General features: G+C 65.4%; 30 protein-coding genes and 1 tRNA gene. 20 read left to right on the forward strand and 11 right to left on the reverse strand.

Going from position 1 to position 21844, the window contains the following annotated elements; all coding sequences use genetic code 11:
- From HB677_RS08605 to HB677_RS08630, 6 genes are all read left to right on the forward strand, one after another.
- Positions 1–975, forward strand: coding sequence for an alpha-ketoacid dehydrogenase subunit beta (locus HB677_RS08605; RefSeq protein WP_255546453.1), 975 nt, complete (start codon positions 1–3; stop codon positions 973–975).
- Positions 976–989: 14 nt separating this feature from the next.
- Positions 990–2351: a dihydrolipoamide acetyltransferase family protein gene (locus HB677_RS08610; protein WP_213815292.1), complete on the forward strand. Its 1362-nt coding sequence runs from the start codon at positions 990–992 to the stop codon at positions 2349–2351.
- A gap of 104 nt (positions 2352–2455) precedes the next feature.
- Entirely contained in the window at positions 2456–3373 is a 918-nt protein-coding gene (locus tag HB677_RS08615; protein WP_213815293.1) for a metal ABC transporter solute-binding protein, Zn/Mn family, read from the forward strand.
- Positions 3374–3401: 28 nt separating this feature from the next.
- Positions 3402–4250 (forward strand): ATP-binding cassette domain-containing protein, encoded by an 849-nt coding sequence (locus tag HB677_RS08620; RefSeq protein ID WP_307852536.1) that lies wholly within the window; start codon positions 3402–3404, stop codon positions 4248–4250.
- A gap of 8 nt (positions 4251–4258) precedes the next feature.
- Positions 4259–5158: a metal ABC transporter permease gene (locus tag HB677_RS08625; RefSeq protein WP_213815464.1), complete on the forward strand. Its 900-nt coding sequence runs from the start codon at positions 4259–4261 to the stop codon at positions 5156–5158.
- Positions 5159–5167: 9 nt separating this feature from the next.
- On the forward strand, positions 5168–5575 hold the full coding sequence (locus tag HB677_RS08630; protein WP_213815295.1) for a Fur family transcriptional regulator: 408 nt from the start codon (positions 5168–5170) through the stop codon (positions 5573–5575).
- Here HB677_RS08630 and HB677_RS08635 read toward each other — a convergent pair.
- Positions 5572–6504: a cation diffusion facilitator family transporter gene (locus HB677_RS08635; RefSeq protein WP_213815296.1), complete on the reverse strand. Its 933-nt coding sequence runs from the start codon at positions 6502–6504 to the stop codon at positions 5572–5574. The genes HB677_RS08630 and HB677_RS08635 overlap by 4 nt on opposite strands.
- A gap of 222 nt (positions 6505–6726) precedes the next feature.
- Between HB677_RS08635 and rpmB the strand changes: the two genes are divergently transcribed.
- The 5 genes from rpmB to HB677_RS08660 all read left to right on the forward strand — a co-directional run bounded on the left by rpmB (position 6727) and on the right by HB677_RS08660 (position 9957).
- The gene (rpmB, locus tag HB677_RS08640) at positions 6727–6963 is read left to right on the forward strand and encodes a 50S ribosomal protein L28 (protein ID WP_213815297.1); all 237 of its coding nucleotides are present in this window, start codon (positions 6727–6729) and stop codon (positions 6961–6963) included.
- Positions 6963–7130, forward strand: coding sequence for a 50S ribosomal protein L33 (rpmG, locus tag HB677_RS08645; RefSeq protein WP_213815298.1), 168 nt, complete (start codon positions 6963–6965; stop codon positions 7128–7130). The genes rpmB and rpmG overlap by 1 nt, the downstream gene beginning before the upstream one ends.
- Before the next feature lie 3 nt (positions 7131–7133).
- Complete coding sequence (gene rpsN, locus HB677_RS08650; RefSeq protein WP_213815299.1) at positions 7134–7439, forward strand: 30S ribosomal protein S14; 306 nt, start codon at positions 7134–7136, stop codon at positions 7437–7439.
- 75 nt (positions 7440–7514) lie between these two features.
- Positions 7515–7802: an HU family DNA-binding protein gene (locus HB677_RS08655; protein ID WP_213815300.1), complete on the forward strand. Its 288-nt coding sequence runs from the start codon at positions 7515–7517 to the stop codon at positions 7800–7802.
- Between the two features lie 169 nt (positions 7803–7971).
- The gene (locus HB677_RS08660) at positions 7972–9957 is read left to right on the forward strand and encodes a cytochrome c oxidase assembly protein (protein WP_213815301.1); all 1986 of its coding nucleotides are present in this window, start codon (positions 7972–7974) and stop codon (positions 9955–9957) included.
- Positions 9958–9966: 9 nt separating this feature from the next.
- On the opposite strand, the gene HB677_RS08665 is transcribed toward HB677_RS08660, so the two are convergent.
- Positions 9967–10938 (reverse strand): hypothetical protein, encoded by a 972-nt coding sequence (locus HB677_RS08665; protein WP_213815302.1) that lies wholly within the window; start codon positions 10936–10938, stop codon positions 9967–9969.
- Between the two features lie 146 nt (positions 10939–11084).
- Between HB677_RS08665 and HB677_RS08670 the strand changes: the two genes are divergently transcribed.
- Entirely contained in the window at positions 11085–12371 is a 1287-nt protein-coding gene (locus HB677_RS08670) for an ATP-dependent RecD-like DNA helicase (RefSeq protein ID WP_213815303.1), read from the forward strand.
- A 129-nt stretch (positions 12372–12500) separates the two neighbouring features.
- Here HB677_RS08670 and HB677_RS08675 read toward each other — a convergent pair whose 3' ends face one another.
- Positions 12501–13064, reverse strand: a complete 564-nt coding sequence (locus HB677_RS08675; protein WP_213815304.1) for a hypothetical protein — start codon at positions 13062–13064, stop codon at positions 12501–12503.
- Between the two features lie 37 nt (positions 13065–13101).
- Positions 13102–13506 carry a DUF4383 domain-containing protein gene (locus HB677_RS08680; protein ID WP_213815305.1) on the reverse strand — a complete coding sequence of 135 codons (405 nt, stop codon included), beginning with the start codon at positions 13504–13506 and terminating at the stop codon, positions 13102–13104.
- A 213-nt stretch (positions 13507–13719) separates the two neighbouring features.
- Here HB677_RS08680 and HB677_RS08685 point away from each other — a divergent pair, with 213 nt between their 5' ends.
- Positions 13720–14259 carry a DinB family protein gene (locus HB677_RS08685; RefSeq protein WP_213815306.1) on the forward strand — a complete coding sequence of 180 codons (540 nt, stop codon included), beginning with the start codon at positions 13720–13722 and terminating at the stop codon, positions 14257–14259.
- Here HB677_RS08685 and HB677_RS08690 read toward each other — a convergent pair.
- Together HB677_RS08690 and HB677_RS08695 are read right to left on the reverse strand one after the other, a co-directional pair.
- On the reverse strand, positions 14256–14903 hold the full coding sequence (locus HB677_RS08690) for a dienelactone hydrolase family protein (RefSeq protein WP_213815307.1): 648 nt from the start codon (positions 14901–14903) through the stop codon (positions 14256–14258). The genes HB677_RS08685 and HB677_RS08690 overlap by 4 nt on opposite strands.
- A 142-nt stretch (positions 14904–15045) precedes the next feature.
- Entirely contained in the window at positions 15046–15411 is a 366-nt protein-coding gene (locus HB677_RS08695; RefSeq protein ID WP_213815308.1) for a hypothetical protein, read from the reverse strand.
- 206 nt (positions 15412–15617) lie between these two features.
- Between HB677_RS08695 and HB677_RS08700 the strand changes: the two genes are divergently transcribed.
- The 3 genes from HB677_RS08700 (at position 15618) to HB677_RS08710 (ending at position 16413) form a co-directional block, all read left to right on the forward strand.
- On the forward strand, positions 15618–15944 hold the full coding sequence (locus tag HB677_RS08700) for an ATP-dependent DNA ligase (protein WP_213815309.1): 327 nt from the start codon (positions 15618–15620) through the stop codon (positions 15942–15944).
- 2 nt (positions 15945–15946) lie between these two features.
- Positions 15947–16165 (forward strand): hypothetical protein, encoded by a 219-nt coding sequence (locus HB677_RS08705; protein WP_213815310.1) that lies wholly within the window; start codon positions 15947–15949, stop codon positions 16163–16165.
- 68 nt (positions 16166–16233) lie between these two features.
- Complete coding sequence (locus HB677_RS08710) at positions 16234–16413, forward strand: hypothetical protein (protein ID WP_213815311.1); 180 nt, start codon at positions 16234–16236, stop codon at positions 16411–16413.
- A gap of 16 nt (positions 16414–16429) precedes the next feature.
- Here the strand turns inward: HB677_RS08710 and sigK are convergent, their stop codons facing one another.
- Positions 16430–17005 carry an ECF RNA polymerase sigma factor SigK gene (gene sigK, locus HB677_RS08715; protein ID WP_213815312.1) on the reverse strand — a complete coding sequence of 192 codons (576 nt, stop codon included), beginning with the start codon at positions 17003–17005 and terminating at the stop codon, positions 16430–16432.
- A gap of 280 nt (positions 17006–17285) precedes the next feature.
- Between sigK and HB677_RS08720 the strand changes: the two genes are divergently transcribed.
- A complete protein-coding gene (locus tag HB677_RS08720) occupies positions 17286–17447 on the forward strand; it encodes a hypothetical protein (protein ID WP_213815313.1) in 162 nt (53 codons plus the stop codon).
- A 60-nt stretch (positions 17448–17507) separates the two neighbouring features.
- Here HB677_RS08720 and HB677_RS08725 read toward each other — a convergent pair whose 3' ends face one another.
- Entirely contained in the window at positions 17508–17747 is a 240-nt protein-coding gene (locus tag HB677_RS08725) for a hypothetical protein (protein ID WP_213815314.1), read from the reverse strand.
- A gap of 99 nt (positions 17748–17846) precedes the next feature.
- On the opposite strand from HB677_RS08725, the gene HB677_RS08730 reads away from it, so the two are divergent.
- Positions 17847–18674 (forward strand): LysR family transcriptional regulator, encoded by an 828-nt coding sequence (locus HB677_RS08730; protein ID WP_213815315.1) that lies wholly within the window; start codon positions 17847–17849, stop codon positions 18672–18674.
- A gap of 185 nt (positions 18675–18859) precedes the next feature.
- A complete protein-coding gene (locus HB677_RS18945) occupies positions 18860–18997 on the forward strand; it encodes a hypothetical protein (protein ID WP_374193808.1) in 138 nt (45 codons plus the stop codon).
- Positions 18998–19005: 8 nt separating this feature from the next.
- Here HB677_RS18945 and HB677_RS08740 read toward each other — a convergent pair whose 3' ends face one another.
- On the reverse strand, positions 19006–20283 hold the full coding sequence (locus HB677_RS08740) for a hypothetical protein (protein ID WP_213815317.1): 1278 nt from the start codon (positions 20281–20283) through the stop codon (positions 19006–19008).
- Between the two features lie 109 nt (positions 20284–20392).
- Positions 20393–20466 (reverse strand) — tRNA-Gly (locus tag HB677_RS08745).
- Positions 20467–20521: 55 nt separating this feature from the next.
- Between HB677_RS08745 and dcd the strand changes: the two genes are divergently transcribed.
- Positions 20522–21118, forward strand: a complete 597-nt coding sequence (gene dcd / locus HB677_RS08750) for a dCTP deaminase (protein WP_213815318.1) — start codon at positions 20522–20524, stop codon at positions 21116–21118.
- 196 nt (positions 21119–21314) lie between these two features.
- Here the strand turns inward: dcd and idi are convergent, their stop codons facing one another.
- Positions 21315–21836 carry an isopentenyl-diphosphate Delta-isomerase gene (idi, locus tag HB677_RS08755; protein ID WP_213815319.1) on the reverse strand — a complete coding sequence of 174 codons (522 nt, stop codon included), beginning with the start codon at positions 21834–21836 and terminating at the stop codon, positions 21315–21317.
- Between the last annotated feature and the right edge of the window lie 8 nt (positions 21837–21844).

Raw genomic sequence — 21844 nt, forward strand, 5'->3', positions numbered from 1 at the left:
ATGAAGACCATGCCCATGGCCAAGGCCATCAATGCGGGACTGCGCAAGGCACTGACCGAGAACGACAAAGTGCTGCTCATGGGCGAGGACATCGGTCCGCTGGGCGGCGTCTTCCGTGTGACCGAGGGCCTGCAGGCCGAGTTCGGCAAGCACCGCGTCATGGATACCCCACTCGCCGAGTCCGGCATCATCGGCACGGCCATCGGTCTGGCGATGCGCGGGTACCGCCCCGTCGCGGAGATCCAGTTCGACGGCTTCATCTTCCCCGGCTTCAACCAGATCACCACCCAGCTGGCGAAGCTCACCAACCGTCACGAGGGGCAGATCACCATGCCCGTCGTCATCCGGGTGCCCTACGGCGGACACATCGGCGCGGTCGAGCACCACCAGGAGAGCCCCGAGGCCCTGTTCGCGCACACCGCAGGCTTGCGCATCGTGAGCCCCTCGACGCCGAACGATGCCTACTGGATGATCCAGGAAGCAATCGCGAGCAACGACCCGGTGATGTTCTTCGAGCCCAAGAGCCGTTACTGGCCCAAGGGCGAAGTTGACCTGTCCGCCAGCTCTGCGCCCCTGCACTCCACCCGGGTCGTGCGCGAGGGCACCGAGGTCACCCTGCTCGGCCACGGCGCCATGCTGAGTGTGCTGCTGGAGGCCGCGGAGATCGCGGCCGAGGAGGGCACGAGCATCGAGGTCGTCGACATCCGCTCGCTCTCCCCCATCGACTACGCACCGATTCTCGACTCGGTGCGCAAAACCGGACGCCTCATCGTCGCCTCCGAGGCCCCCAGCTTCGTCAGCATCAGTTCCGAGATCGCCGCGACCGTCACCGAGCGCGCGTTCTACTCGCTCGAATCCCCCGTACTGAGGGTGAGTGGGTTCAACACCCCGTTCCCCCCAGCCAAGCTCGAAACGATCTATCTGCCGGACGCCGACCGCGTGCTCGAAGCTGTCGACCGCGCCCTGGCGTACTAGGCGAAGGATCACTCATGGCCAATTTTGAATTCAACATGCCCGACGCGGGCGAAGGCCTGACCGAGGCGGAAATCGTCGCCTGGCGCGTCCAGCCCGGCGAAACCGTCGAGATCAACCAGATTCTCGTCGAGATCGAAACCGCCAAGTCGCTCGTGGAGCTTCCCTCGCCGTTTGCCGGGACCGTTTCCCAGCTTCTTGCAGAAGAGGGACAGACGGTGGATGTCGGTACGCCGATCATCGTCGTCTCCAGCGACGGTGCCGCGCCCGTGCAGACGCCCACCCCGCCCGTCGCCGACGCCGAAACGGTGGCGGCCGTCGTCGACACCGCCAGCAGCATCTCGACCGAGGCCGTCGCCGAGGACAAGCCGGGAGCCGTTCTCGTGGGCTACGGCACAAAGGGACACGGCGGATCGCGCCGTCGTGGTGGCGCCGCTCGCGTGCCAGCCCCCGCAGCGGTGACCCCAACACCAGCCCCGGCAGCGCCCCGGCCCTCGTCGGTGCCCGCGGCCGCGGCATCCACCATCATCGCCAAGCCGCCGATTCGCAAGCTTGCCAAGGATCTCGGCGTCGACCTCTCGCTCGTCGAGGCCACCGGCCTCGTTGGTGAGATCACGCGCGACGACGTGGTGCGCCAGGCGACGCAGGCGAGCGTGTTCCGCAACATCGAGACGCCCGAGTGGTCCGATGAGCGCGAGGAGAAGATCCCCGTGAAGGGTGTGCGCAAGGCGATCGCCAAGGCGATGGTCAACAGCGCCTTCACCGCGCCGCACGTCAGCCTGTTTGTGGACGTGGATGCCACGCGCACGATGGAATTCGTCAAGCGCCTCAAGAACTCGACGGACTTCACCGGCGTGCGCGTCTCGCCGCTGCTGATCATGGCCAAGGCAATGATCTGGGCCGTGCGCCGCAACCCGATGGTGAACTCCTCGTGGGGCGACCAGGAGATCTCGGTGCACCACTACGTGAACCTCGGCATCGCCGCGGCAACCCCGCGCGGGCTCGTCGTGCCGAACGTCAAGGAAGCGCAGGCGATGTCCCTGCTCGAGCTCGCCCAGGCACTCGAGCAGCTGACTCTCACCGCGCGTGACGGCAAGACGAGCCCGGCGGAAATGTCGAACGGAACGATCACCATCACCAACATCGGTGTCTTCGGTATGGACACCGGAACGCCGATTCTCAACTCGGGCGAGGCCGCGATCGTGGCCCTCGGCACGATCAAGCAGAAGCCGTGGATCGTCGACGGCGAGGTTCGTCCCCGGTTCGTGACGACCATCGGCGCCAGCTTCGATCACCGGATCGTCGACGGTGACGTGGCCAGCCGCTTCCTCGCCGATGTCGCCAGCATCATCGAGGAGCCCGCGCTGCTCCTCGAGTAGCGGGGCGCCGGCGCCGATTTGGGCGATCAGGCGGTGCATCCGTATAGTTGTTGATAACGAGTCTCATTATGGTTCTCGTCACACGACTTAGAAAGCACCACCCCATGCGTTTGCCCCACTCCCCCCGCATCGCCGTCGCCCTCGCGGGCGTCGCCGTCACCGCCCTTGCCGTGACGGGCTGCTCGACGGCGACCTCGGCCGCCGACGACGGAACCATCCGAATCGTGGCATCCACCAGCGCCTATGGCAGCATCGCCTCGGCGATCGGCGGTGACCTGGTCGACGTGACGTCGATCATGTCCGACCCGTCCCAGGACCCCCATTCGTTCGAAGCCGATGCGCAGGTGCAGCTGTCCCTGTCCAAGGCAGACATCGTGATCGAGAACGGCGGCGGGTACGACGACTTCGTCGACACCCTCCTCACCGGTGCGGGCAATTCCGGCGTCGTGCTCCTCAACGCCGCCGAGATCTCCGGGTACGACCAGAAGCCCGCCGAGGGGGAGTTCAACGAGCACCTCTGGTACGACTTCCCCACCATCGAGAAGGTCGCTGCCCGCATCACCGCGGAGCTGACGACCCTCGACTCCGCGGCCGCGGACACCTTCCGGGCGAACGCCGCCGCATTCACCACCCAGCTGCAGGCGCTCGAGGCGAAGGAAGCCACCATCAAGTCGACCTCCGCGGGCGCCGGTGTAGCAATCACCGAGCCCGTGCCGCTGTACATGCTCGAGGCGGCCGGCCTTGTCAACAAAACTCCCGAGGCCTTCAGCGAGGCGATAGAAGAGGGGTCGGATGTCTCGCCCGCGGTGCTCCGCGACACGCTTGCCCTCTTCTCCGACCACACCGTGAAGCTTCTGGCCTACAACGAGCAGACCACGGGCGCGGAGACCGAAGCCGTGCTGACGGCGGCCAAGGATGCTGGCATCGCCATCGTTCCGGTCACCGAGACGCTCCCCAAGGGGGTCGACTACATCCAGTGGCAGTCGGACAACCTCGACGCCCTCGCCGCGGCCCTCGGCTAGGCTTCAACCCACTATTCGCGAGGACCCTGTGACTGACGAACGCCCACCGGCCGTACTGAGCCTGCGTTCGGCGACCCTGGCGTTCGGGCAGCGCACCCTCTGGTCGGGACTCGATCTCGACGTCGCGCCCGGCGAGTTTCTCGCGGTGCTCGGCCCCAACGGAACGGGAAAGACGAGCCTGCTCCGGGTCATCCTGGGGCAGCAACGCCTCACGGGCGGGTCCATCTCCCTGATGGGACACGAGGTGCACGATGGCAGCCGCGAGATCGGCTACATCCCGCAGCAGAAACCGCTGGACCCGGGCAGCCCCCTGCGCGCCCGCGACCTCGTGGGCTTTGGCCTCGACGGGCACCGGTGGGGACTGCCGCTGACGAACCCGGGCAACCGCGCCCGCGTCGACGCCGCGATCGCGGCCGTCGGTGCCACTGCCTACGCGAACACACCGGTCGCTACCCTCTCGGGCGGCGAGCAGCAGCGCGTGCGCGTCGGTCAGTCCATCGTCGGGGACCCGAAGCTTCTGCTCTGCGATGAGCCGCTGCTCTCGCTCGACATGGCGCACCAGCGCGGTGTGAGCGAGCTGATCAACGAGCAGCGCACCCGTCTGAACACCGCGGTCGTGTTCGTCACCCACGACGTGAACCCGATCCTCGGCATGGTCGACCGGGTGCTGTACCTCGCGGGCGGCCAGTTCCGCATCGGCACGCCCGATGAGGTGCTGCGCTCCGAGGTGCTCACCGAGATGTACGGAACACCCGTCGACGTGATCCGCAGCCGCGGACGCATCGTCGTCGTGGGTGCGCCCGAGCACGGTCTCACCCACCACGTGGAACCCCGTGCCCCGCACGGCCCGATCTCCCCCGCGGGCGGCGCACTGTGATGCACACGATGATCGCGCTGGCGACGGATGACCCGTCGGTGTGGTCCCAGATCTTCGGATTCCAGAACTACGGCGAGCTGCTCGCACTGGTCAAGAACTCCATCATCGCCGGCGCGGTGCTGGGCATCCTCGGCGGCCTGATCGGGCCCTTCGTCGTGAAGCGTGACCTCGCGTTCGCGGTGCACGGCATCAGCGAGTTGTCATTTGCCGGGGCATCCGCTGCCCTGCTCATCGGGGCAAATGTGGTGACGGGCTCCATGGCGGGATCGCTGCTCGCCGCGTTGCTCATCGGCGTGCTCGGGTCACGTGCCCGTGACCGCAATTCGATCATCGCGGTGCTCATGCCGTTCGGCCTGGGCCTCGGGATTCTGTTCCTCGCGCTGTACAAGGGCAGGAGCGCCAACAAGTTTGGGTTGCTGACCGGGCAGATCGTGTCGGTGGACAACCCGCAGCTCACCCTGCTGCTGGTGATCTCCGCGATCGTGATCGTCGGGTTGCTCGTGGTGTGGCGTCCCCTCACCTTCGCGAGTGTCGACGCCGATGTCGCCCGGGCGCGCGGGCTTCCGGTGCGTACCCTCGCGATCGTGTTCATGATCCTGCTGGGGCTCGCCACCGCGGTCTCCATTCAGGTGGTTGGCGCGCTGCTGGTGCTGTCGCTGCTCGTGACGCCCGCGGCCGCGGCCATGCGGGTCACGTCGTCGACGCTGTGGACGCCCGTGCTCAGCGTCATTTTCGCCGTCACGTCGGTGGTCGGTGGCATTCTGCTGGCGTTGGGCGGCGGCCTGCCGATCAGCCCGTACGTCACCACGATCTCGTTCACCATCTACGTGATCTGTCGCATCGTCGGGTGGCGGCGCTCCAAGCGCGGGGCCTACGACCGCCGGACGCTCGTGAGGGTTGGTCGATAGAATTTGGTTGTGAAGCGAAACACCTGGCAGCGCGAGGCAGTGCGGGAAGCGCTGGGTACCTCCGAGGGATTTGTGAGTGCGCAGGCGCTGCATTCGTCCCTGCGCGAATCCGGGTCGCCGATCGGGCTTGCCACCGTGTACCGCGCGCTCGCCGACCTCGCGATCGAGGGCGACGCCGACTCACTGCAGCAGGAGGGCGAGAGCCTCTACCGCGCCTGCACTCCCGGCAGCCACCACCACCACCTGATCTGCCGCAACTGCGGGCTCACGGTGGAAATCGAGGCCGATGCGGTCGAGAGCTGGGCCGCCCAGGTGGCAGGCCAGCACGGGTTCACCCAGCCGAGTCACGTCGTGGACGTGTTCGGCCTCTGCGCTGACTGCACAAAGCTCGCCGCGGCAGGCAAGATCTCCGTCTAAGCGTGCGTTTCGTGCTCGTGGGCGCTGTGCACGGCCCGCTCGAGCTGGAACGTCGAGTGCTCGATTTGCACCGAGAAGTGGGATGCCACGCACTCCTGCAGGTCGTCCAGCATTGATGACGCGTGGCCGTCGTAGAAGCAGCTGTCGTCGACCACGACGTGAGCGGTGAGTACCGGCAGCCCCGTGGCGATCTGGGTCGCGTGCAGGTCGTGTACCGCCACGACGTGCGGCACCTCCAGCAGGTGCGCACGCACAGAGTCGAGGTCGAGCCCGCGGGGTGTCGACTCGAGCAGCACGTCCACGGTCTCCCGCAGCAGGATGAAGCTGCGGGGAAGGATCAACGCGCCCACGAGGAGTGCTGCGACGGCGTCGGCACGGGTCCAGCCGGTGGTTGCGATGACGATGGCCGCCACGATGACCGCGAGCGAGCCGAGCGCGTCATTGACCACCTCGAGGAACGCCGCGCGCAGGTTGAAGTTGGACTTGCGGCTGCTGGCCAGCACCAGGATCGAGGCGATGTTTCCCGCAAGGCCGATGATGCCGAAGACGAGCAGTCCGTTTGCGGCGATTTCGGGCGGATGAACCAACCGCTGGATTCCCTCGACCACGACGAACACGCCTACCGCGAGCAGGACGCCGGCCTGTGCGGTGGCCGCGAGCACCTCGGCGCGTCCGTAGCCCCACGTGCGCCGGGCGCTCGCCGCGCGGGTGGCGAGATTGGCGGCGAAGAGGGCGAGGAGGAGTCCGCCGGCATCGGTGAGCATGTGGCCGGCGTCGACGAGGAGCGCGAGGCTGCCCGTGATCGCGGCCCCAACGACCTCGGCGAGGAGGATGACCGCCGTAATGACAAAAGCGATCGTCAGACGGGTGCGCGAGGAGTCACCGGGGGTGTGGGAGTGCCCGCTCGTGTGCCCGTGATCGCTGCTCATAGCCCCGACAGTACAACGCGCGGCTCTGCAGGTGGTGACTGGATATCATTATCAGCTTGCGCGACACGCCCGGAACCCCGTAGTCTTGGACGCTGGCTGGGTGGTATCCACACCCGCATGTACGCCAATCCTCAATTCCTCCGGGAATCAGGGGATTTTGCGCGTGCCGACAAGAGACCTTGGGTAGGGCACTTCGCTCTACGGTATTGAAGGAGTAGACACATGGCAGCTGTATGCCAAGTGACTGGAGCCATTCCCGGCTTCGGACACAACATCTCGCATTCGCACCGGCGCACCAAGCGCCGTTTCGACCCGAACGTGCAGAAGAAGACGTACTACGTCCCCTCGCTGCGCCGTAAGGTCACCCTGACGCTCAGCGTCAAGGGCATCAAGACCATCGACGCTCGTGGCATCGAGTCCGTCGTCAAGGACATTCTGGCTCGTGGGGTGAAGATCTAGTGGCAAAGCACCAGGACGTACGTCCGATCATCAAGCTCCGCTCCACCGCGGGAACCGGGTACACCTACGTGACCCGCAAGAACCGCCGCAACGACCCTGACCGTCTCGTGTTGAAGAAGTACGACCCCGTCGTACGCCAGCACGTCGAATTCCGCGAGGAGCGCTAACACATGGCCAAGAAGAGCAAGATTGCCAAGAACGAACAGCGCAAGGTCATCGTCGCGCGTTACGCGACGAAGCGCCTCGAGCTGAAGAAGGCCCTCGTTGACCCGGCCGGAACGGACGCTTCTCGCGAAGCCGCCCGCGTCGGTCTCCAGAAGCTTCCGCGCAATGCTTCGCCGATCCGCGTACGCGGTCGCGACGCCATCGATGGTCGCCCCCGTGGTTACCTGAGCCAGTTCGGTGTTTCCCGTGTTCGCTTCCGCGACATGGCGCACCGGGGCGAATTGCCCGGAATCACCAAGTCAAGCTGGTAAGTTCGATCCGGTTCCACAGCGCCTCGGCCTGAATGGACCGGTCTCTAATTACAAATGGTCCGAGGAGGACAACTCATGGCTGACAAGTCACTGAACCGCACTGAGCTCGTCGCAGCTGTCGCTGCAGAGTCTGGCCAGAGCCAGGCCACCGTCAACGGAATTCTTGACGCGCTTTTCTCGACCCTCGCGACTTCGGTCAACGAGGGCACCAAGGTAACGATCCCGGGCTGGCTCGCGGTTGAGCGCACGCACCGTGCCGCTCGTGCCGGTCGCAACCCGCAGACCGGTGAGGCTATCCAGATTCAGGCTAGCTTCGGTGTCAAGATCAGCGCCGGCAGCAAGCTGAAGGCTGCAGCTAAGTAGCATTCGCTCCACGTACCACCAGCTTTAGCCAGAGGGACGACGACCGCGAGGTCGCCGTCCCTCTGTCGTTAACGCGGTCGTTCGTCGCTACCGCACGTGACGGCCCGGGATTGTGGGAGCACTCACGGCTGGACCCGTCGTTTGACACCTCCGCCTCGAATAAGCTTTCATGGTGCCTCGCCTTGCCCGTATTACGGGTCCCGCTGTTCTGCTCGTAGTCGCCTTCGCGGCGCTGCTGGCCTCTTTGGCGTACGGCGGGGGAGCGGCAGCCCCCATCGCCATCGACCCGGGTGTCGTGGTGCGGTACGGACTCCCCATGGCGAAGATGCTCGTCAACCTCGGTGCTGCCGGCGCGATCGGTGCCCTCCTCCTGACCGCGTTCGCGCTCTCCTCCAACAAGCCGGAATACAACAGGGCATTGGATGTCGCGGCGGCGTCGTCTGCGGTCTGGGCCGTCGCCTCGGCCGTCGTTGCCATCCTCACGTTCCTCAGCGTCTACAACCAGCCGATCAGCCTCGACAACCGCTTTGGCGACCTGCTCGCGAGCTTCATGACCTCCAACGAGCTCGGACAAGCGTGGTTGGCCACCACCCTCATCTCCGCCGCCCTCACCGTGCTGTGCTTTGCCGTCCGCAACCAGACCGCCCTCGTCTTCGTGCTGATCTTCGCCGTCGTGGGCATCGTTCCCATGTCGCTGCAGGGCCACGCGGGTGACCAGGCGAGCCACGACTCGGCAATCACCGCCATCTGGCTGCACGTGCTGTTTGCGGCAATCTGGCTCGGCGGACTTCTCACCATCATCATTTCGCGCGACGTGCTCGGCACGAAGCGCCTCGCCAAGGTCCTGGAGCGGTACTCAACGCTCGCGCTGATCTCGTTCGTAGTTGTGGCCGCATCGGGGTATGTCAGCGCGGAGATCCGCGTGGGGACGTTCGCCAACCTGCTGACTCCGTACGGGATCCTCGTGCTGGTCAAGATCTTTGTGCTGGGCGCGCTCGGTCTGTTCGGAGTTGTGCAGCGTCGATTCGTCATCGACCGCATGGTGAAGTCGCCCACCGGCGGCAAGGGATACTTCTGGTGGCTTGTGACCGCCGAACTCGCGTTCATGGGTCTCGCCTCCGGTGTGGCGGTCGCCCTGTCCCGCACGGCTACGCCCCAGGTGGAGACGACGACGTCGACCCTGACGAGTCCGACGCCGGCCGAGGTACTGACCAACAGCGTGCTGCCGGCCCCACCCACATTCCTGCGGTACCTCACGACCTGGAACTTCGACCTGCTCTGGATCCTCATCACCGGATTCGCGATCTTCTTCTACATCGCCGGTGTCGTGCGTCTGCGGCGCCGAGGCGACTCGTGGCCGATCTTCCGCACCATCTCGTGGGTCGCCGGCATGCTGCTGCTGTTCTGGATCACCAACGGCGGTGTGAACGCGTACGAGAAGTACCTCTTCAGCTCGCACATGCTCGCCCACATGGTGATCGGCATGATGGTGCCCGTGCTGCTCGTTCCGGGTGCCCCCATCACGCTGGCGCTTCGCACCATCCGGAAGCGATCCGACAACAGTCGTGGCGCACGCGAGTGGATCATGATCACCGTGCACTCGCGGTACTTCCGGTTCCTCGCGAACCCGATCGTGGCGGCCCTGCTGTTCGCCGCATCGCTGTGGTTGTTTTACTACACCCCGCTCTTCCGCTGGTCCACGACCGATCACATCGGCCACGAGTGGATGATCTTCCACTTCCTGCTGACCGGCTACATCTTCGTGCAATCGCTCGTCGGCATCGATCCCGTTCCCTACCGCCCGCCGTACCCGCTGCGTCTCGTCATCCTGCTGGCGACGATGGCCTTCCACGCGTTCTTCGGGCTCACCCTCATGAGCGGCACCGGACTGCTGCTTGCCGACTGGTACGGAGCCATGGGATGGACCACGGGCGTCTCGGCCATCACCGACCAGCAAACCGGCGGAGGCATCGCTTGGGGAGTGGGCGAGTTCCCCACCATCGCCCTCGCGATCGCGGTCGCCGTGATGTGGGGACGCAGCGACACCCGCGAATCCAAGCGGTATGACCGCAAGGCGGACCGTGACGGCGACGCCGAGCTCGAGGCCTACAACGACATGCTCGCCAAGCGCGCGACCACCGACGCGCGGTCCTGACCCTCGGGGCTAGTCGCCCAGCGAGTTGATCGTCAGTTCATCCTTGTCGGTGATGGTGATGCCGTACGACACCGAGAACGACACGTCCTTGTCGTACTTGGAGATGCTTCCGTCGTAGAGGGACTGCACGTTGACCTTCAGGTGCGCCGCGGCATCCGTCTCCGGCATCAACCAGCTGCCGACCTTGGAGCCGGGGATGATCTGCACGGCCGGGTACTCGGCAATGGTCCACTTGGGAGTGCTGTCAACGCGGTTGTCGAAACTCTTGCCGAAGGGGCAGCCGGTCGGAAGCAGCACCTCCTGCTTGGCGCAGGTCGCGAGGTAGTCCTTGAGCTCGGTGCTGACCTGCGTCACGAAGAGCGGGTTTGCCTGCACGTTCACCTGCACTGCCGTCACGCTGCCGGGCTCGGTCACCGCGGCCGGTACCGGGTCGGCCTCGAGGAACGTCGACTTGTGGTCAAACGTGTACAGCCCCGGCGCGAAGACGAGGTAGCTGGCGGACGCACCCTTGGCAGCCGTGCTGGTGAGGGCGACGTCGTTCGCGCGGAATCGCTGGTCGTGCAGCACAGTCACCGAGACGGTGGCGAGGGGGGATGTCGCGAAGGACCAGGTGTGAAACAGCCCGAAGATCGCGCCCGTCTGCTTCACCTGGAAGTCGGTCTCCGACACCTGGCCGTTAAGGCTGTACTCGTAGGTGACGGTGTGGGTGCCATCGCTGCCGGCGACATCGCGCACCTGCCTGATTTTCGAGAGGGCGCCGAGGGCATCGTCGGTGAGCAGGTCGGCGGCGGCATCCGGGCTCGCGACAACACCGGGCATCTCGCGTGCCGTGGTCGCATCCTGGCGCGACAGCGCGTCCAGGTAGCTGTTGACGAAGCCGCCCGCGCTGTAGACCGTGCCGTTGAGCATCACAATCGTGACCACGAACGCACCGATGAGGAGCGCGAGCGCGATCAACCAGGAGATGAGAGCGCGGCGCATCCCCACATCCTAAGGTCGCGAGATGGATGAACCGTGTCCACAGGCCGCGCATGGCCGCAACCTCAGCACAATACCGCGGGTACCCTAGATCCATACCGATCGAGTTTCACGACGGCAGACAAAGATAATCCCGGGAGTGTGTTGCCGTGTCCGAGCTGAAGCTCTCCGCCGAGCAGCAGGCGGTCTTCGATCGCATCGAGACGACGCGCGAGAACCTGTTTGTCACCGGCCGTGCCGGTACAGGTAAGTCGACACTGCTCAATCACCTCTCGTGGAACACCTCTAAGCAGGTCGTCATCTGTGCTCCCACGGGCGTCGCCGCGCTGAACGTGGGCGGCCAGACGATCCACTCCCTGTTCCGCCTGCCGATCGGGGTCATCGCCGACCACGCGATCGAGCACACCGCAGAACTCCGCAAGCTTCTCAACACCATCGACACCCTCGTCATCGATGAGGTCTCGATGGTCAACGCCGATCTGCTTGATGCCGTCGACCGCAGCCTGCGTCAGGCTCGCCAACGCCCGAACGAGGCGTTCGGGGGAGTGCAGGTCGTGTTGTTCGGTGATCCGTACCAGCTGGCTCCCGTCCCCGGCGATTCGGACGAGCGCGCCTACTTCGAAGACCAGTACCGCTCGATGTGGTTCTTCGATGCGAAGGTGTGGAATGACACCGACCTGCGGATCTATGAGCTCACGGTCATCCATCGCCAGCACGAAGACGAATTCAAGTACATGCTGAACGCCGTGCGCCACGGGATGGTGACCGCGGAGATCGCCGGACGGCTGAACACCATGGGTGCGCGGCCCGCCCCCACCGACGGCGCGATCACGCTCGCGACCACCAACAGCACTGTGACCCGCATCAACGCCACGGCACTCGCCCGGCTTCCCGGCAAGGCGAAGACCGCCAAGGCGGAGCTCTCCGGTGAGTTCGGGGGCAGGTCTTACCCGGCGGACGAAGCGCTGGAGCTGAAGGTCGGGGCGCAGGTGATGTTCCTGCGCAATGATGCGGAGCAGCGGTGGGTCAACGGAAGCATCGGCACCGTCACCCGCATGGACAGCACCGTCTGGGTGGAGATCGACGGCGAGACGCACCAGGTGCAGCCGGCGATCTGGGAGAAGTACCGCTACACGTACTCCGCGATGACCAAGTCGCTCAAGAAAGACATCGTGGCCGAGTTCACGCAGTTCCCGCTGCGGCTGGCATGGGCCGTCACTATCCACAAGTCCCAGGGAAAGACGTACGAGCGCGCCATCGTGGATCTCGGTACGCGGTCATTTGCCCCGGGCCAGACGTATGTGGCCCTCAGCCGCATCACGGCGCTCGATGGGCTGTACCTGTCCCGTCCGCTGCGCCCCTCCGACATCATCGTCGACGAGAACGTGCGCCGGTTCATGTCGCGCGCGGGTGCGATCCCCGGCATCGAGGCCTGACGCCCTCACCGCCGACGGCCGTCCGGGCGCATAAAGCACCGGCCGTACCACGCTGGGATGGGTACGGCCGGCACACTTGTGGGCGCTGACGTGATGCAGCGGACCGGGTCATCCGGTCGGCTCCATCGCTCAGTGCTGGTGCGTGGGCACCGTGAAGTTGAACTCGCTGGTCTGCTTGGGTGTAAAGCCCAGGGTGTGCTCGCCGTGGGGCTGGGCGTAGGCGCCTGCCTCGGTGGCGGCAAGGGCCGGCGTTGTCGCGGCGGCCACGATGAGCCCTCCGACGAACAGGCCGAGCAGGTACCGTCCGGCGGCCGGGGTGCGCGATGGCACCGAGAAGTCGGTCTTGCGTCGCAACTGGAAGGCGATGACGACGGCGACGAAGAGTTCGAGCAGGGACGCGATGCCCAGGGCCGTGAAGCCGAGGGTGGACGCCAGTCCCGGCTGCTCGAGGAGTCCGGCCACCACCATCAGGAGTGACCAGAGCAGGATCGGCAGCAGCGCCCCGAAGAGCACCAGCTTGGGATACGCGATGCGGTCCCGGATGAAGGTCATGATGCCCCAGGCGAATTCGATCGCCCCGAGGATGACGAGCACCACCGCAATCGGAAGAGGAGAGCTGATAACCAGCGCCAGATGAATCATGCCGATGCCGATGGCGGCAAATGCCAGCCACGTGCGCGTGATTGTTGACACGGGTGCTCTCCTCTTCTCGATTACGGGTGGATGGTGACTATGCGGTGCGGCGCGTGGCCTTTTCGGCGCCGAGGCCGACCGCGAGCAGCACTGCAGCGGACGCGAAGTGGAGCACGTTGTCCGCAGCGTTGATGGCCAGGATGTTGGCCGAGGATCCGACGAGGAAAAGTCCGACGATTCCGAGGAGCAGGTACGCAGCACCGATCGTGGTGTTGACGCCCTTGGCGGCGGGAACGCTGGACAGGCCGGCGATCAGCAGAGCCGCACCAATGAGGAGGTGGGCAACGTTGTGCAGGATGTTGACCTCGAAGATACCGAGGAGCAGTCCACCCGAGGTGTCGAAGAAGCCAACACCGGACGTGGCCGTGAAGCCAAGGATTCCGACAAGGATGTAAACCGCGCCGAAGACAGTGGCCAGCAGGCGGTTGGGGGAGTTGGTCATTCTGGTTCCTCCTGTTTGATGACGAACCGAGCGCCCGTCTGTACAAACTCATTCGTACCCCTGCGCAGATTGGATTGGTATGCATCCCGACACGGGTGTTTTCAGCGAAATTTCAGCGAATACGCGGGTCGCGTACTGGCTGGACTACCGGGACTACTGAGATTGGCCGCATATATACGGTGATGGCAGACGCGTCCCGGGATTCTTGGGGCTATGCCAATCACTCCCGACACCAAGAACTGGACCTGGGTCATCGCACGTCGGTGCCCGGAATGTGGTTTTGACGCCTCGACCCTTGACGTGGTGACCCTTCCCGCGCTGATCCGCCGCAACGCGTCGGTGTGGACCACCGTGCTGGCGGGCGCTGGTGTGGCGAACCGGCCGGACGACTCCACCTGGTCGCACCTGGAGTACGCGGCGCACGTGCGCGACGTGCTGCGCGTGTACCGCGCCCGGGTTGCGCTGATGATGACCGAGGACGACCCGCTCTATCAAAACTGGGATCAGGATGCCACGGCGGTCGACGACAACTACGGCGCCCAGAACCCCGCGGTCGTTGCGGAGGAGTTGACCGTCGCCGCGGAGGCGCTCGCCGCGGACTTCGCACGCCTGCGGGGAGATGACTGGAACCGCCCCGGACGACGCAGCGACGGGGCGCAGTTCACGATCGCGACGCTGGGCGCCTACTTCGCCCACGACATCGAGCACCACCTGGTGGACGTCGGCCGCGAGCTGGTGCAATCGACGAGCTAGTCCAATAGATAGGAACGCAGAAACATTTCGGTGTGGTGAAACGCGAGCTGCGCCGCGGGTGCCTCGAGCCTGTCGGCGATGGTCGCGTTGGCAAAGCCGTGCTGGGTGCCTGGATGCACGTGTTCGGTGACCGGGGTCCCGTGGTCGGCGAGACGACTGATGAAGTCGCTCGGTTCCTCACCGGCACCCCATTCGTCGAATTCGGCGAACTCCAGCAGCACCGGGCAGGGGATCACCCCGTGGTTTTCCACGCCGAGGGTGGCGTAATAAGCGACCACGGCGTCGGTCGCACCACCCTGCGCATGCAGCAGCGCGAGCCATCCGCCAATCGAAAATCCCACCGTGGCGATCCTCGACGAGCCCTGCGCGCGTGCCTCGGCGATGACCTCGTCGATCTCGGCGAGGGCCGTCCCGATGTCCATGGCGATCATGAGGCGCTCGGCGTCCTCCGTGTCGTCGGTGGCCACGCCGCCGTACAGGTCGACGACCGCGACCCGGAACCCGTGCCGCGACAGGGCCTCGGCATACGGCGAGAGCCAGGGGAGCCTGCCGTACCAATCGTGAATCAGCACGACGAGGGGCCCACCAACCTGTCCCCACCAGAGCGGAACGCCGGGGGAGGGAATGGGGATCAACTCAGGCACGGCAAGGTCCCATCAATCGTGGTGACGCTTCAGATTGACGGATGCCCCGCGGCGGGGTTAGTGCGGAAACAACTGCCGGTCATTCGCCAGAATCAGGATATAGCGCGGCCTTGATTCACGCAGGAGGCGAGTTGGTGGTGGTTCAGCTTCCGGCTTCGAAGTCCTTGATGACCTCGTCGTTCTCGTTTTCGATGACCGGGGCAGCCTGGGGGTGTGAATTGGCAAGCGCGGCGGTGTCACGCTGCAGGCGTTCGACCAGGTCCTCATCGAGGATCTCGCCGCCCGGTACATCCGTCTCCTCGGTGACGTCCGCGGGCACGGCCGTGAGTTGGCTCGCCGGGCCGATCAGCACACTGGCCATCGCGATATTCCCGTTGCGCATCCGCACGGGAATGGAGATGGCCGCCGAGGTCTCCCGGCGCGCGAGAGCCTCTGCGTACCCCACCAACGCCTCGGCGATGGCGTCTCCCGTGGTCAGGGCGTCTCCTGCGTAGTGAATGACCTTCATGCGATCAACACTAGAACTCTGCACCCCAAGTAGCCGGAGGGCTAGTCAGCGGTCGATTGGTATGCAAGGGCACCGGTGGCGGGCGCCCGTGCGGGAGGCATGCACATCTGAGCCTGTTATACGAGGGTCCCCGGTCTCGCGCGCGGGTGGATGTAACGTGTGCAGGTGGTCGTGATGGCCAATTGGTACGCCAGGCAGGGAGTCTCGTGGGTAATTTGTCGTACGCGGCGGAGTTCATCGTTGATTTCGACGATCGAACTCTCGCCCATCTGCAAATCGTGATTGGTACAAAGCTGCGCAGGGGTGAGGCGTTTTACCTGTCCTGGAAGGACGACACCCGCATCGGCAATGGCCGCACCACCATCTGGCTGCACCCGTCGATTCCGCTTGTCTACAAGTACTTCGGCAGCAAGATGCCGGTGCTGAACCGCAACTGGCTCGACGAGCTGACGGTCTCTGCGAACACGCCCGGTGGGCTCCAGGTGCTGCCCGAGCCGACCGCTCCGGTGGCGCCCCCGACGGACGGAAAGTAGCCATGAAGCGCATCAACATCTCCTACGACGGCGGTCACTACACGATCGGCAATCGCGAACTGTCCGCGGTGCAGGCAGAGATCGAGGCGGCGATCGTCTCGGGCAAGCCCCACTGGCTGCGGGTGAACCACGGCGAGGGGTCATTCCAGGATGCCGACCTGCTGATCACGCCGAGCACCCACATCGTCCTCATGGGCATTGAAGAGCCCTCCGAGGACTAGTTCGGCGTCGGCGACGTGATTCTGTCAACCCGTACGCGAATTCACGTGCGCGGTCGTACGGTGATGGCATGACAACCGACAGCACAGAACCGACCGACAACACTTCGTCCGAGTCATCCACTGATCCGACCGAGGCCGAAGAGAGCACGCTCAACAGCACGCCGGATGGTTCCGGCACCGATACAAGCCCGGGCGACCCCGAGCAGGACACCACCTCGGGTGGCGCTCCGCAGGAGCCCAGCAAGTAACAGCCCAACCGGGCGGCTACGCGGCGGCCTCCAGTTCCTTTCGCAGGCGCAGGAGACCGTCGCGTAGTCGTGTCTTGACCGTGGCGATTGGTACGCCGAGTCGCGCGGCTATCTCGGCCTGCGTGTAGCCGTCGAGATACGCGAGGTCGATCGCCTCCCGTTGCAGGGCGGTGAGTTTGGCCATGGCCCGTTCCACCCTGACGTGCTCGAGAGAGATCTCGACCGACTCCGACACGTGGTCGTGAAGAATCGCGAAGTCACGGATGCCCGTCCGCACATCCCGCGTGCGACTTGCCTGGGATGCGCGCACGCGGTCGATGGCCCGCCGGTGCGCAATCGTCAGGATCCACGCGATGGCCTGCCCGCGCGATGGGTCGAAGCGGCTTGCGCACTGCCAGACCTCGAGGAAGACCTCCTGGGTCACTTCCTCGGATTGGGCCACATCGATTAGGCAGCGGCGGACCACGCCAAACACGTGTGCCGCCGCGTGTTCGTACAGGCGGGCAAAGGCATCTTCGCTGCCCGAGGCAACCCGCACCAACAGGTCGCTGTCGCCCCGCACCCGCGGACTTTCGACTGACGATCCGCCCATATCTACCACCCCAGCTTATGCTCACCTCCGCAGAGGTGCTGCCGGGGTCCTGGGCAGATCTTGATCATTGCGTGCTCTCGAATCGGGAGAACTTATGAACGACAGCGTACCGAAAGGTACAGGTTGTGCATGTCCCCGCTTCGGGGGACTGGCGCAATCCATTGAACACCCCTATTCGGGGGCGCATAGTCCAGCGCGAACATCAAAAGCAACCCCCAATTGCCGTGAAGTCCATGGATGTAGCTTGAATCGTTCATCCAACCAAAGCGAAGGAAAAACAATGAACCTGCTCTTTATCATTCTTGCCGTCGTTGCCGTTGTACTTCTTTTCACTGGTGGTTTCGTTCACGCGCTGAACTTCCTCCTGTGGATCGGTGTGATCCTGCTGGTCGTCGCGATCATCGCGTTCATCTTCCGTGCAATCTCGGGTCGCCGCGTTTAGCCTGCGATTCCCGAAAGAGGCGGACAGCATTGCTGTCCGCCTCTTTTTTGTCGCCCGGAGCTACCGACCGCCCTCCCTCGCGTGCCCCGTCGGGTCGTAGTCGGCCGGCACTTCCTCGTCGCCCACGTCGTCAGGCCCGCCCGTGCCGGGCAATACCTTCACTTCGGCGGGGTCGATGGAGCCGTCCGCGAACGCCTCGCTGTCCGAGACATCCTGCGTCTGCTTCGAGTGGATGTCCCGCTCATTCGTGTCTTCGTACCCATCGCCGGGCACCTGGGCCGATCCATCGTGGTTGCTCATGGCCCGACCGTAGGCGCCCGCCGACGCCACGCGTAGCTCTTGCGGGATTCCCTCCTTACTACTAGTGCGCAGGGCACTCCCGATTGATACCCTGAGAGCATGGATCTCGATCTGCGCAAACTTCGCTACTTCGCGGCCGTCGCCGACCTCGGCCACTTCGGTCGCGCAGCCGAGCAGCTCTACATCGCCCAGCCGGTGCTGAGCCGTCAGATCCGTGCACTCGAGACGGAGATGGGCTGCGACCTCTTCCTGCGCACCACCCGCAGTGTCGAGCTGACGGCGGCCGGGCGCCAGCTGCGGCACGAGGCATCCATCATTCTGGGAACGGTGGATGCGGCGACGCGACGCGTCCTCGAAGTAGACCGCGGAATCGCCCGGCTCGTCATCGGCTTTGCGCCGGGCCTGCACGTCTCGGAGGCAGTGCGTCAGTTCAGCGACTCGCACCCGGCCGTGGAGATCGAGATGCTGCACCTGAAGTGGTGGGAACAGGATGCCCCGCTGCGCGACGGTCGCGTGCACGTCGGGTTCCTGCGCCGCCCGTTCGATGACACCGGGCTGCGGGTCATCCCGATCGGGGAAGAGGCAAAGGTGGTGTGCCTGCCCGCGACACACCCGCTAGCGCTGCAGGAGACGGTGTCCTCCCAGGACCTGGTGGGGGAGCCGATTCTCGATGCGTTGGCGCGCAAGACCTCGTCGGTCGAGGAAAAGTTCGAGCTCGTGGCATCCGGTCATGGCATCGCACTCGTGCCGGTGAGCGTCGCGCGCTCGTACCAGCGCCTCGACCTCGTCTACCGACCGTGGTCGGACGGCGCTCCCGTGGAGACGTGCCTGGCCATCCTCGGCGACCAGCGGGATGCCGGCGCGCTGGAGTTCATGACCATCGCGGCGGAGTCACTGCGCGAGACGGCGACGCGTCCGGCACAGTGACCCGCGGCCCCGTTCGGCTAGGCGACGGGGACCGTGACGGCCTTGGCCGCGTCGATGATGACGCGGCTGACCTTCAGGGGTTCGGCGAGCATGGACAGGTGAGGAGAGTGGCCCTTGACGACGGTGGCCAGTTCGTCTACCCGCAGTTCCGCAAGCAGGGCGTCGCCACCGCGCTCATCCGCCGGGTGCTCGACACCCTCCGCACGCAGGGCAAGACCGTGACCGTGGTGTGCCCGATCGTGCGGACCTTCATCACGAGTCATCCCGAATATGAAGACCTGGTCGACGCCGGGCGTCCCGGGCTGAAGCACTCGCGGGGCTGACTCGGGCGTCAGTGCGTCGAGCGGTTTCCCCTACGCCGAGAGACGAGAAACACGACTGCGCCGACGGCGATCGCCACTGCCGCAATCAGCAGGGGAGCGAGTGCCGCAACACCCGTGGGGGCGAGTTCGCCGTCCGCGGAGGAGGTCGCATCGCTGGGATCCACTGCCCCGCTGGGCGTCGGTGACGCGCTGGGCGCCGGCGATGCGCTGGGTGTTGGCGACGCGGTGGGCGTGGGTGACGGGCTCGCGGTGGGGGTAGCGGTGGGCGTCGGCGAGGGCAGGGGTGCTGCGCTCACCAGCGAGGTTGTCAGGCCCGGGGCATCCGCTTGCCGCAAGTCGAAGGTGACCGGAGCGGCTGGTTCCGTGGGCGGTGCGGGCTCCGACGGAGTGCCGACCGGTTCTATCTCGACGGAGTAGCCGGCATCGGCGACGAGGGCGGGGACCGTCCAGCTGCCGTTGGTGGCGGTCTGGGTGGTGGCGACGATGACGTCGCTGCGGTCGTGAATCTCGACCGCGGCTTCTGCGAGCGGGGCTCCGTCGAGGGTCGCGACGCCGGAGGCTGAGCGCGTTTTGTCGACGAACCAGGTCTGGTAGATCGGGGCACCCGACTGCCATCGGAACGACAACGTCAGTGTTCGCAGCGGCACGGTGGGGCTGAACCAGCCGGCGGCGCCGTTGGTGTCCACGAAGTTTCCGGTGAGGGTGTCGCTTGTGCCGGTGGTCGACCACACAGGCACGTCGTTGAGGTTGGCGGCGTCACAGGATGGGCCGCCGGTCTGGTGACAGTAGTTAAAGACGCTGCGGAATCCGAGCCCGGCCGAGCCCACCGGCAGTCCGTCGACGCCGGTGGCGGATACCGTGACGAGGTCTGCGTCGATGTCTCCCAGCACGAACGACCAGCCCGCCGCGGGGGTGGGGGACGCGAACGCGTAGGTGGTGATGGACGGCGATGACGCGTTGACGGCGGCCGGCGTCAGGTTGAGGTACTCGTGGTTGCGGCTTGTTCCGTAGATCGCGCCGACGGGCGTGGAGGGCACGAGCCAGGTGGATGCGCCCGAGACGCGGGTGGCGGCGCTCGCCGTCGAGGTAAACGTGGTTGCCGGAAAACCGCCGGCCAGCGTGACGGAGCCGCTGAATGGGGTGCCGGCGGCGGAGACGGTGATCGCGGACCACGTGTTGGTCTCGGCGGCGGCCGCGGGCGACGCCAGCGCCAGACCGAGCGCGCCAACCCCCATCGCGATGACGCCGACCCGAAGCGCCGATAGTCGAGCGGTTGGCCGAGTCATGGAGTGCCACCTGTGCTCATGCGGAGCACTGAGCGACCGCGACGTCTACTCAGCTTGCAGGATGGCAGAATTCAGCACCAGTAATACTTGGTGTGCTTTATTCATCATTTGGAGCGAGCGACGGGAATCGAACCCGCACTACCTGCTTGGGAAGCAGGAGTTCTGCCATTGAACTACGCTCGCGCGGCTGCCGGCAGGCAGCGACTCAATGGTACCCGGCTCCGGTAGTCTCATGGCCATGCTTCTCAGTGACCGGGACATCAAGACGGAACTCGCCTCGGGGCGTATCGCCCTCTCACCGCTGGACCTGGGGATGGTGCAACCCTCCAGCGTCGACGTACGGCTCGACCGCTTCTTCCGGTTGTTCGACAACCACAAGTACCCCTTCATCGACCCCGCCGTGGACCAGCCCGATCTCACCCGGCTCGTCGAGGCGAAACAGGATGAACCGTTCATCCTGCATCCCGGTGAGTTCGTGCTCGGCTCCACCTACGAACTGGTAACCCTGCCCGATGACATCGCGGCACGCCTCGAGGGCAAGAGCTCACTCGGACGCCTCGGGCTGCTGACCCACTCGACCGCCGGCTTCGTCGACCCCGGGTTCACCGGTCACGTCACCCTCGAGCTCAGCAACGTGGCAACGCTGCCGATCAAGCTCTGGCCCGGTATGAAGATCGGCCAGCTCTGCTTCATGCGGCTGACGTCGCCCGCCGAGGTTCCGTACGGCGCCAGCTCGACGAGCTCGCGCTACCAGGGACAGCGCGGACCGACGGCATCGCGCTCGTTCATGAACTTCCACCGCACCGACGTCACCGACTCCGACAACCTGGACTAGGTCGGGTCAGCGCCTCAAGCGACTCAAGCGGCATCGAAAGGGTAAAAATCGCCGATTTTCGGGCTGAAAGGTCACGTTTTTACCCTTTCGACGACGCCCGCGCAGAGTGAGGTCACCCGGGGCAAGAAGAGGTAACCCCCGGGCGGGGAGAGGTCACCCCGGGGCGCGAAGAGGTCCCCCCGGGCGTGGAAAGTGGTTAGACGGCCCAGCCCTCGAGCTGCCAGACGAGCCACGGGCTGAACGCGAAGGGTGCTGCCGTCGCGGCGTCGCGCAGCGTGTTCGGTTCGATCCACTGCCACTCGGCGACCTCGTCGGGGCTCGGGTTAATGTCGTCGGTTGTGATCGCGCGGTAGACGGGGCAGATCTCGTTCTCGACGATGCCCGAGGCATCAACGGCGCGGTACCGGAAGTCCGGCAGCACGAGCTCGAGATCGTGCACGGTGATGCCGAGTTCGCGCTGGGCGCGACGGGCGATCGCCGACTCCTGCGACTCGCCGGGGGCGGGGTGACCGCAGAAGGAATTGGTCCAGACTCCTGGCCAGGTCAGCTTCGAGAGAGCACGGCGGGTCACGAGCATCCGCCCGTCCGCATCGAACACATGGCACGAGAACGCCAGGTGCAGCGCGGTGTCGGTCGTGTGGACGGCGAGTTTATCCGCCACACCGATGGGAGCGCCACCCTCATCGACTAGCACGACCTGCTCAGTTTGATTCGTCATGTTTCGGG

The sequence above is a fragment of the Glaciihabitans sp. dw_435 genome (assembly GCF_018449675.1).
Classification (GTDB): Bacteria; Actinomycetota; Actinomycetes; order Actinomycetales; family Microbacteriaceae; genus Glaciihabitans.

What these genes read in the sequence shown, in the direction of transcription:
- HB677_RS08695 (WP_213815308.1), bottom strand. Translation starts at nt 15,411, where the DNA reads ATGAAGGTCATTCACTACGCAGGAGACGCCCTGACCACGGGAGACGCC.
- HB677_RS08625 (WP_213815464.1), top strand. Translation starts at nt 4,259, where the DNA reads ATGATCGCGCTGGCGACGGATGACCCGTCGGTGTGGTCCCAGATCTTC.
- HB677_RS08740 (WP_213815317.1), bottom strand. Translation starts at nt 20,283, where the DNA reads ATGACTCGGCCAACCGCTCGACTATCGGCGCTTCGGGTCGGCGTCATC.
- HB677_RS08635 (WP_213815296.1), bottom strand. Translation starts at nt 6,504, where the DNA reads ATGAGCAGCGATCACGGGCACACGAGCGGGCACTCCCACACCCCCGGT.
- HB677_RS08710 (WP_213815311.1), top strand. Translation starts at nt 16,234, where the DNA reads ATGACAACCGACAGCACAGAACCGACCGACAACACTTCGTCCGAGTCA.
- sigK (WP_213815312.1), bottom strand. Translation starts at nt 17,005, where the DNA reads ATGGGCGGATCGTCAGTCGAAAGTCCGCGGGTGCGGGGCGACAGCGAC.
- HB677_RS08680 (WP_213815305.1), bottom strand. Translation starts at nt 13,506, where the DNA reads ATGACCAACTCCCCCAACCGCCTGCTGGCCACTGTCTTCGGCGCGGTT.
- HB677_RS08720 (WP_213815313.1), top strand. Translation starts at nt 17,286, where the DNA reads ATGAACCTGCTCTTTATCATTCTTGCCGTCGTTGCCGTTGTACTTCTT.
- HB677_RS08725 (WP_213815314.1), bottom strand. Translation starts at nt 17,747, where the DNA reads ATGAGCAACCACGATGGATCGGCCCAGGTGCCCGGCGATGGGTACGAA.
- HB677_RS08615 (WP_213815293.1), top strand. Translation starts at nt 2,456, where the DNA reads ATGCGTTTGCCCCACTCCCCCCGCATCGCCGTCGCCCTCGCGGGCGTC.
- HB677_RS08605 (WP_255546453.1), top strand. Translation starts at nt 1, where the DNA reads ATGAAGACCATGCCCATGGCCAAGGCCATCAATGCGGGACTGCGCAAG.
- HB677_RS08660 (WP_213815301.1), top strand. Translation starts at nt 7,972, where the DNA reads ATGGTGCCTCGCCTTGCCCGTATTACGGGTCCCGCTGTTCTGCTCGTA.
- HB677_RS08685 (WP_213815306.1), top strand. Translation starts at nt 13,720, where the DNA reads ATGCCAATCACTCCCGACACCAAGAACTGGACCTGGGTCATCGCACGT.
- HB677_RS08610 (WP_213815292.1), top strand. Translation starts at nt 990, where the DNA reads ATGGCCAATTTTGAATTCAACATGCCCGACGCGGGCGAAGGCCTGACC.
- rpmB (WP_213815297.1), top strand. Translation starts at nt 6,727, where the DNA reads ATGGCAGCTGTATGCCAAGTGACTGGAGCCATTCCCGGCTTCGGACAC.
- HB677_RS08705 (WP_213815310.1), top strand. Translation starts at nt 15,947, where the DNA reads ATGAAGCGCATCAACATCTCCTACGACGGCGGTCACTACACGATCGGC.
- dcd (WP_213815318.1), top strand. Translation starts at nt 20,522, where the DNA reads ATGCTTCTCAGTGACCGGGACATCAAGACGGAACTCGCCTCGGGGCGT.
- HB677_RS08655 (WP_213815300.1), top strand. Translation starts at nt 7,515, where the DNA reads ATGGCTGACAAGTCACTGAACCGCACTGAGCTCGTCGCAGCTGTCGCT.
- HB677_RS08730 (WP_213815315.1), top strand. Translation starts at nt 17,847, where the DNA reads ATGGATCTCGATCTGCGCAAACTTCGCTACTTCGCGGCCGTCGCCGAC.
- idi (WP_213815319.1), bottom strand. Translation starts at nt 21,836, where the DNA reads ATGACGAATCAAACTGAGCAGGTCGTGCTAGTCGATGAGGGTGGCGCT.
- HB677_RS08665 (WP_213815302.1), bottom strand. Translation starts at nt 10,938, where the DNA reads ATGCGCCGCGCTCTCATCTCCTGGTTGATCGCGCTCGCGCTCCTCATC.
- rpsN (WP_213815299.1), top strand. Translation starts at nt 7,134, where the DNA reads ATGGCCAAGAAGAGCAAGATTGCCAAGAACGAACAGCGCAAGGTCATC.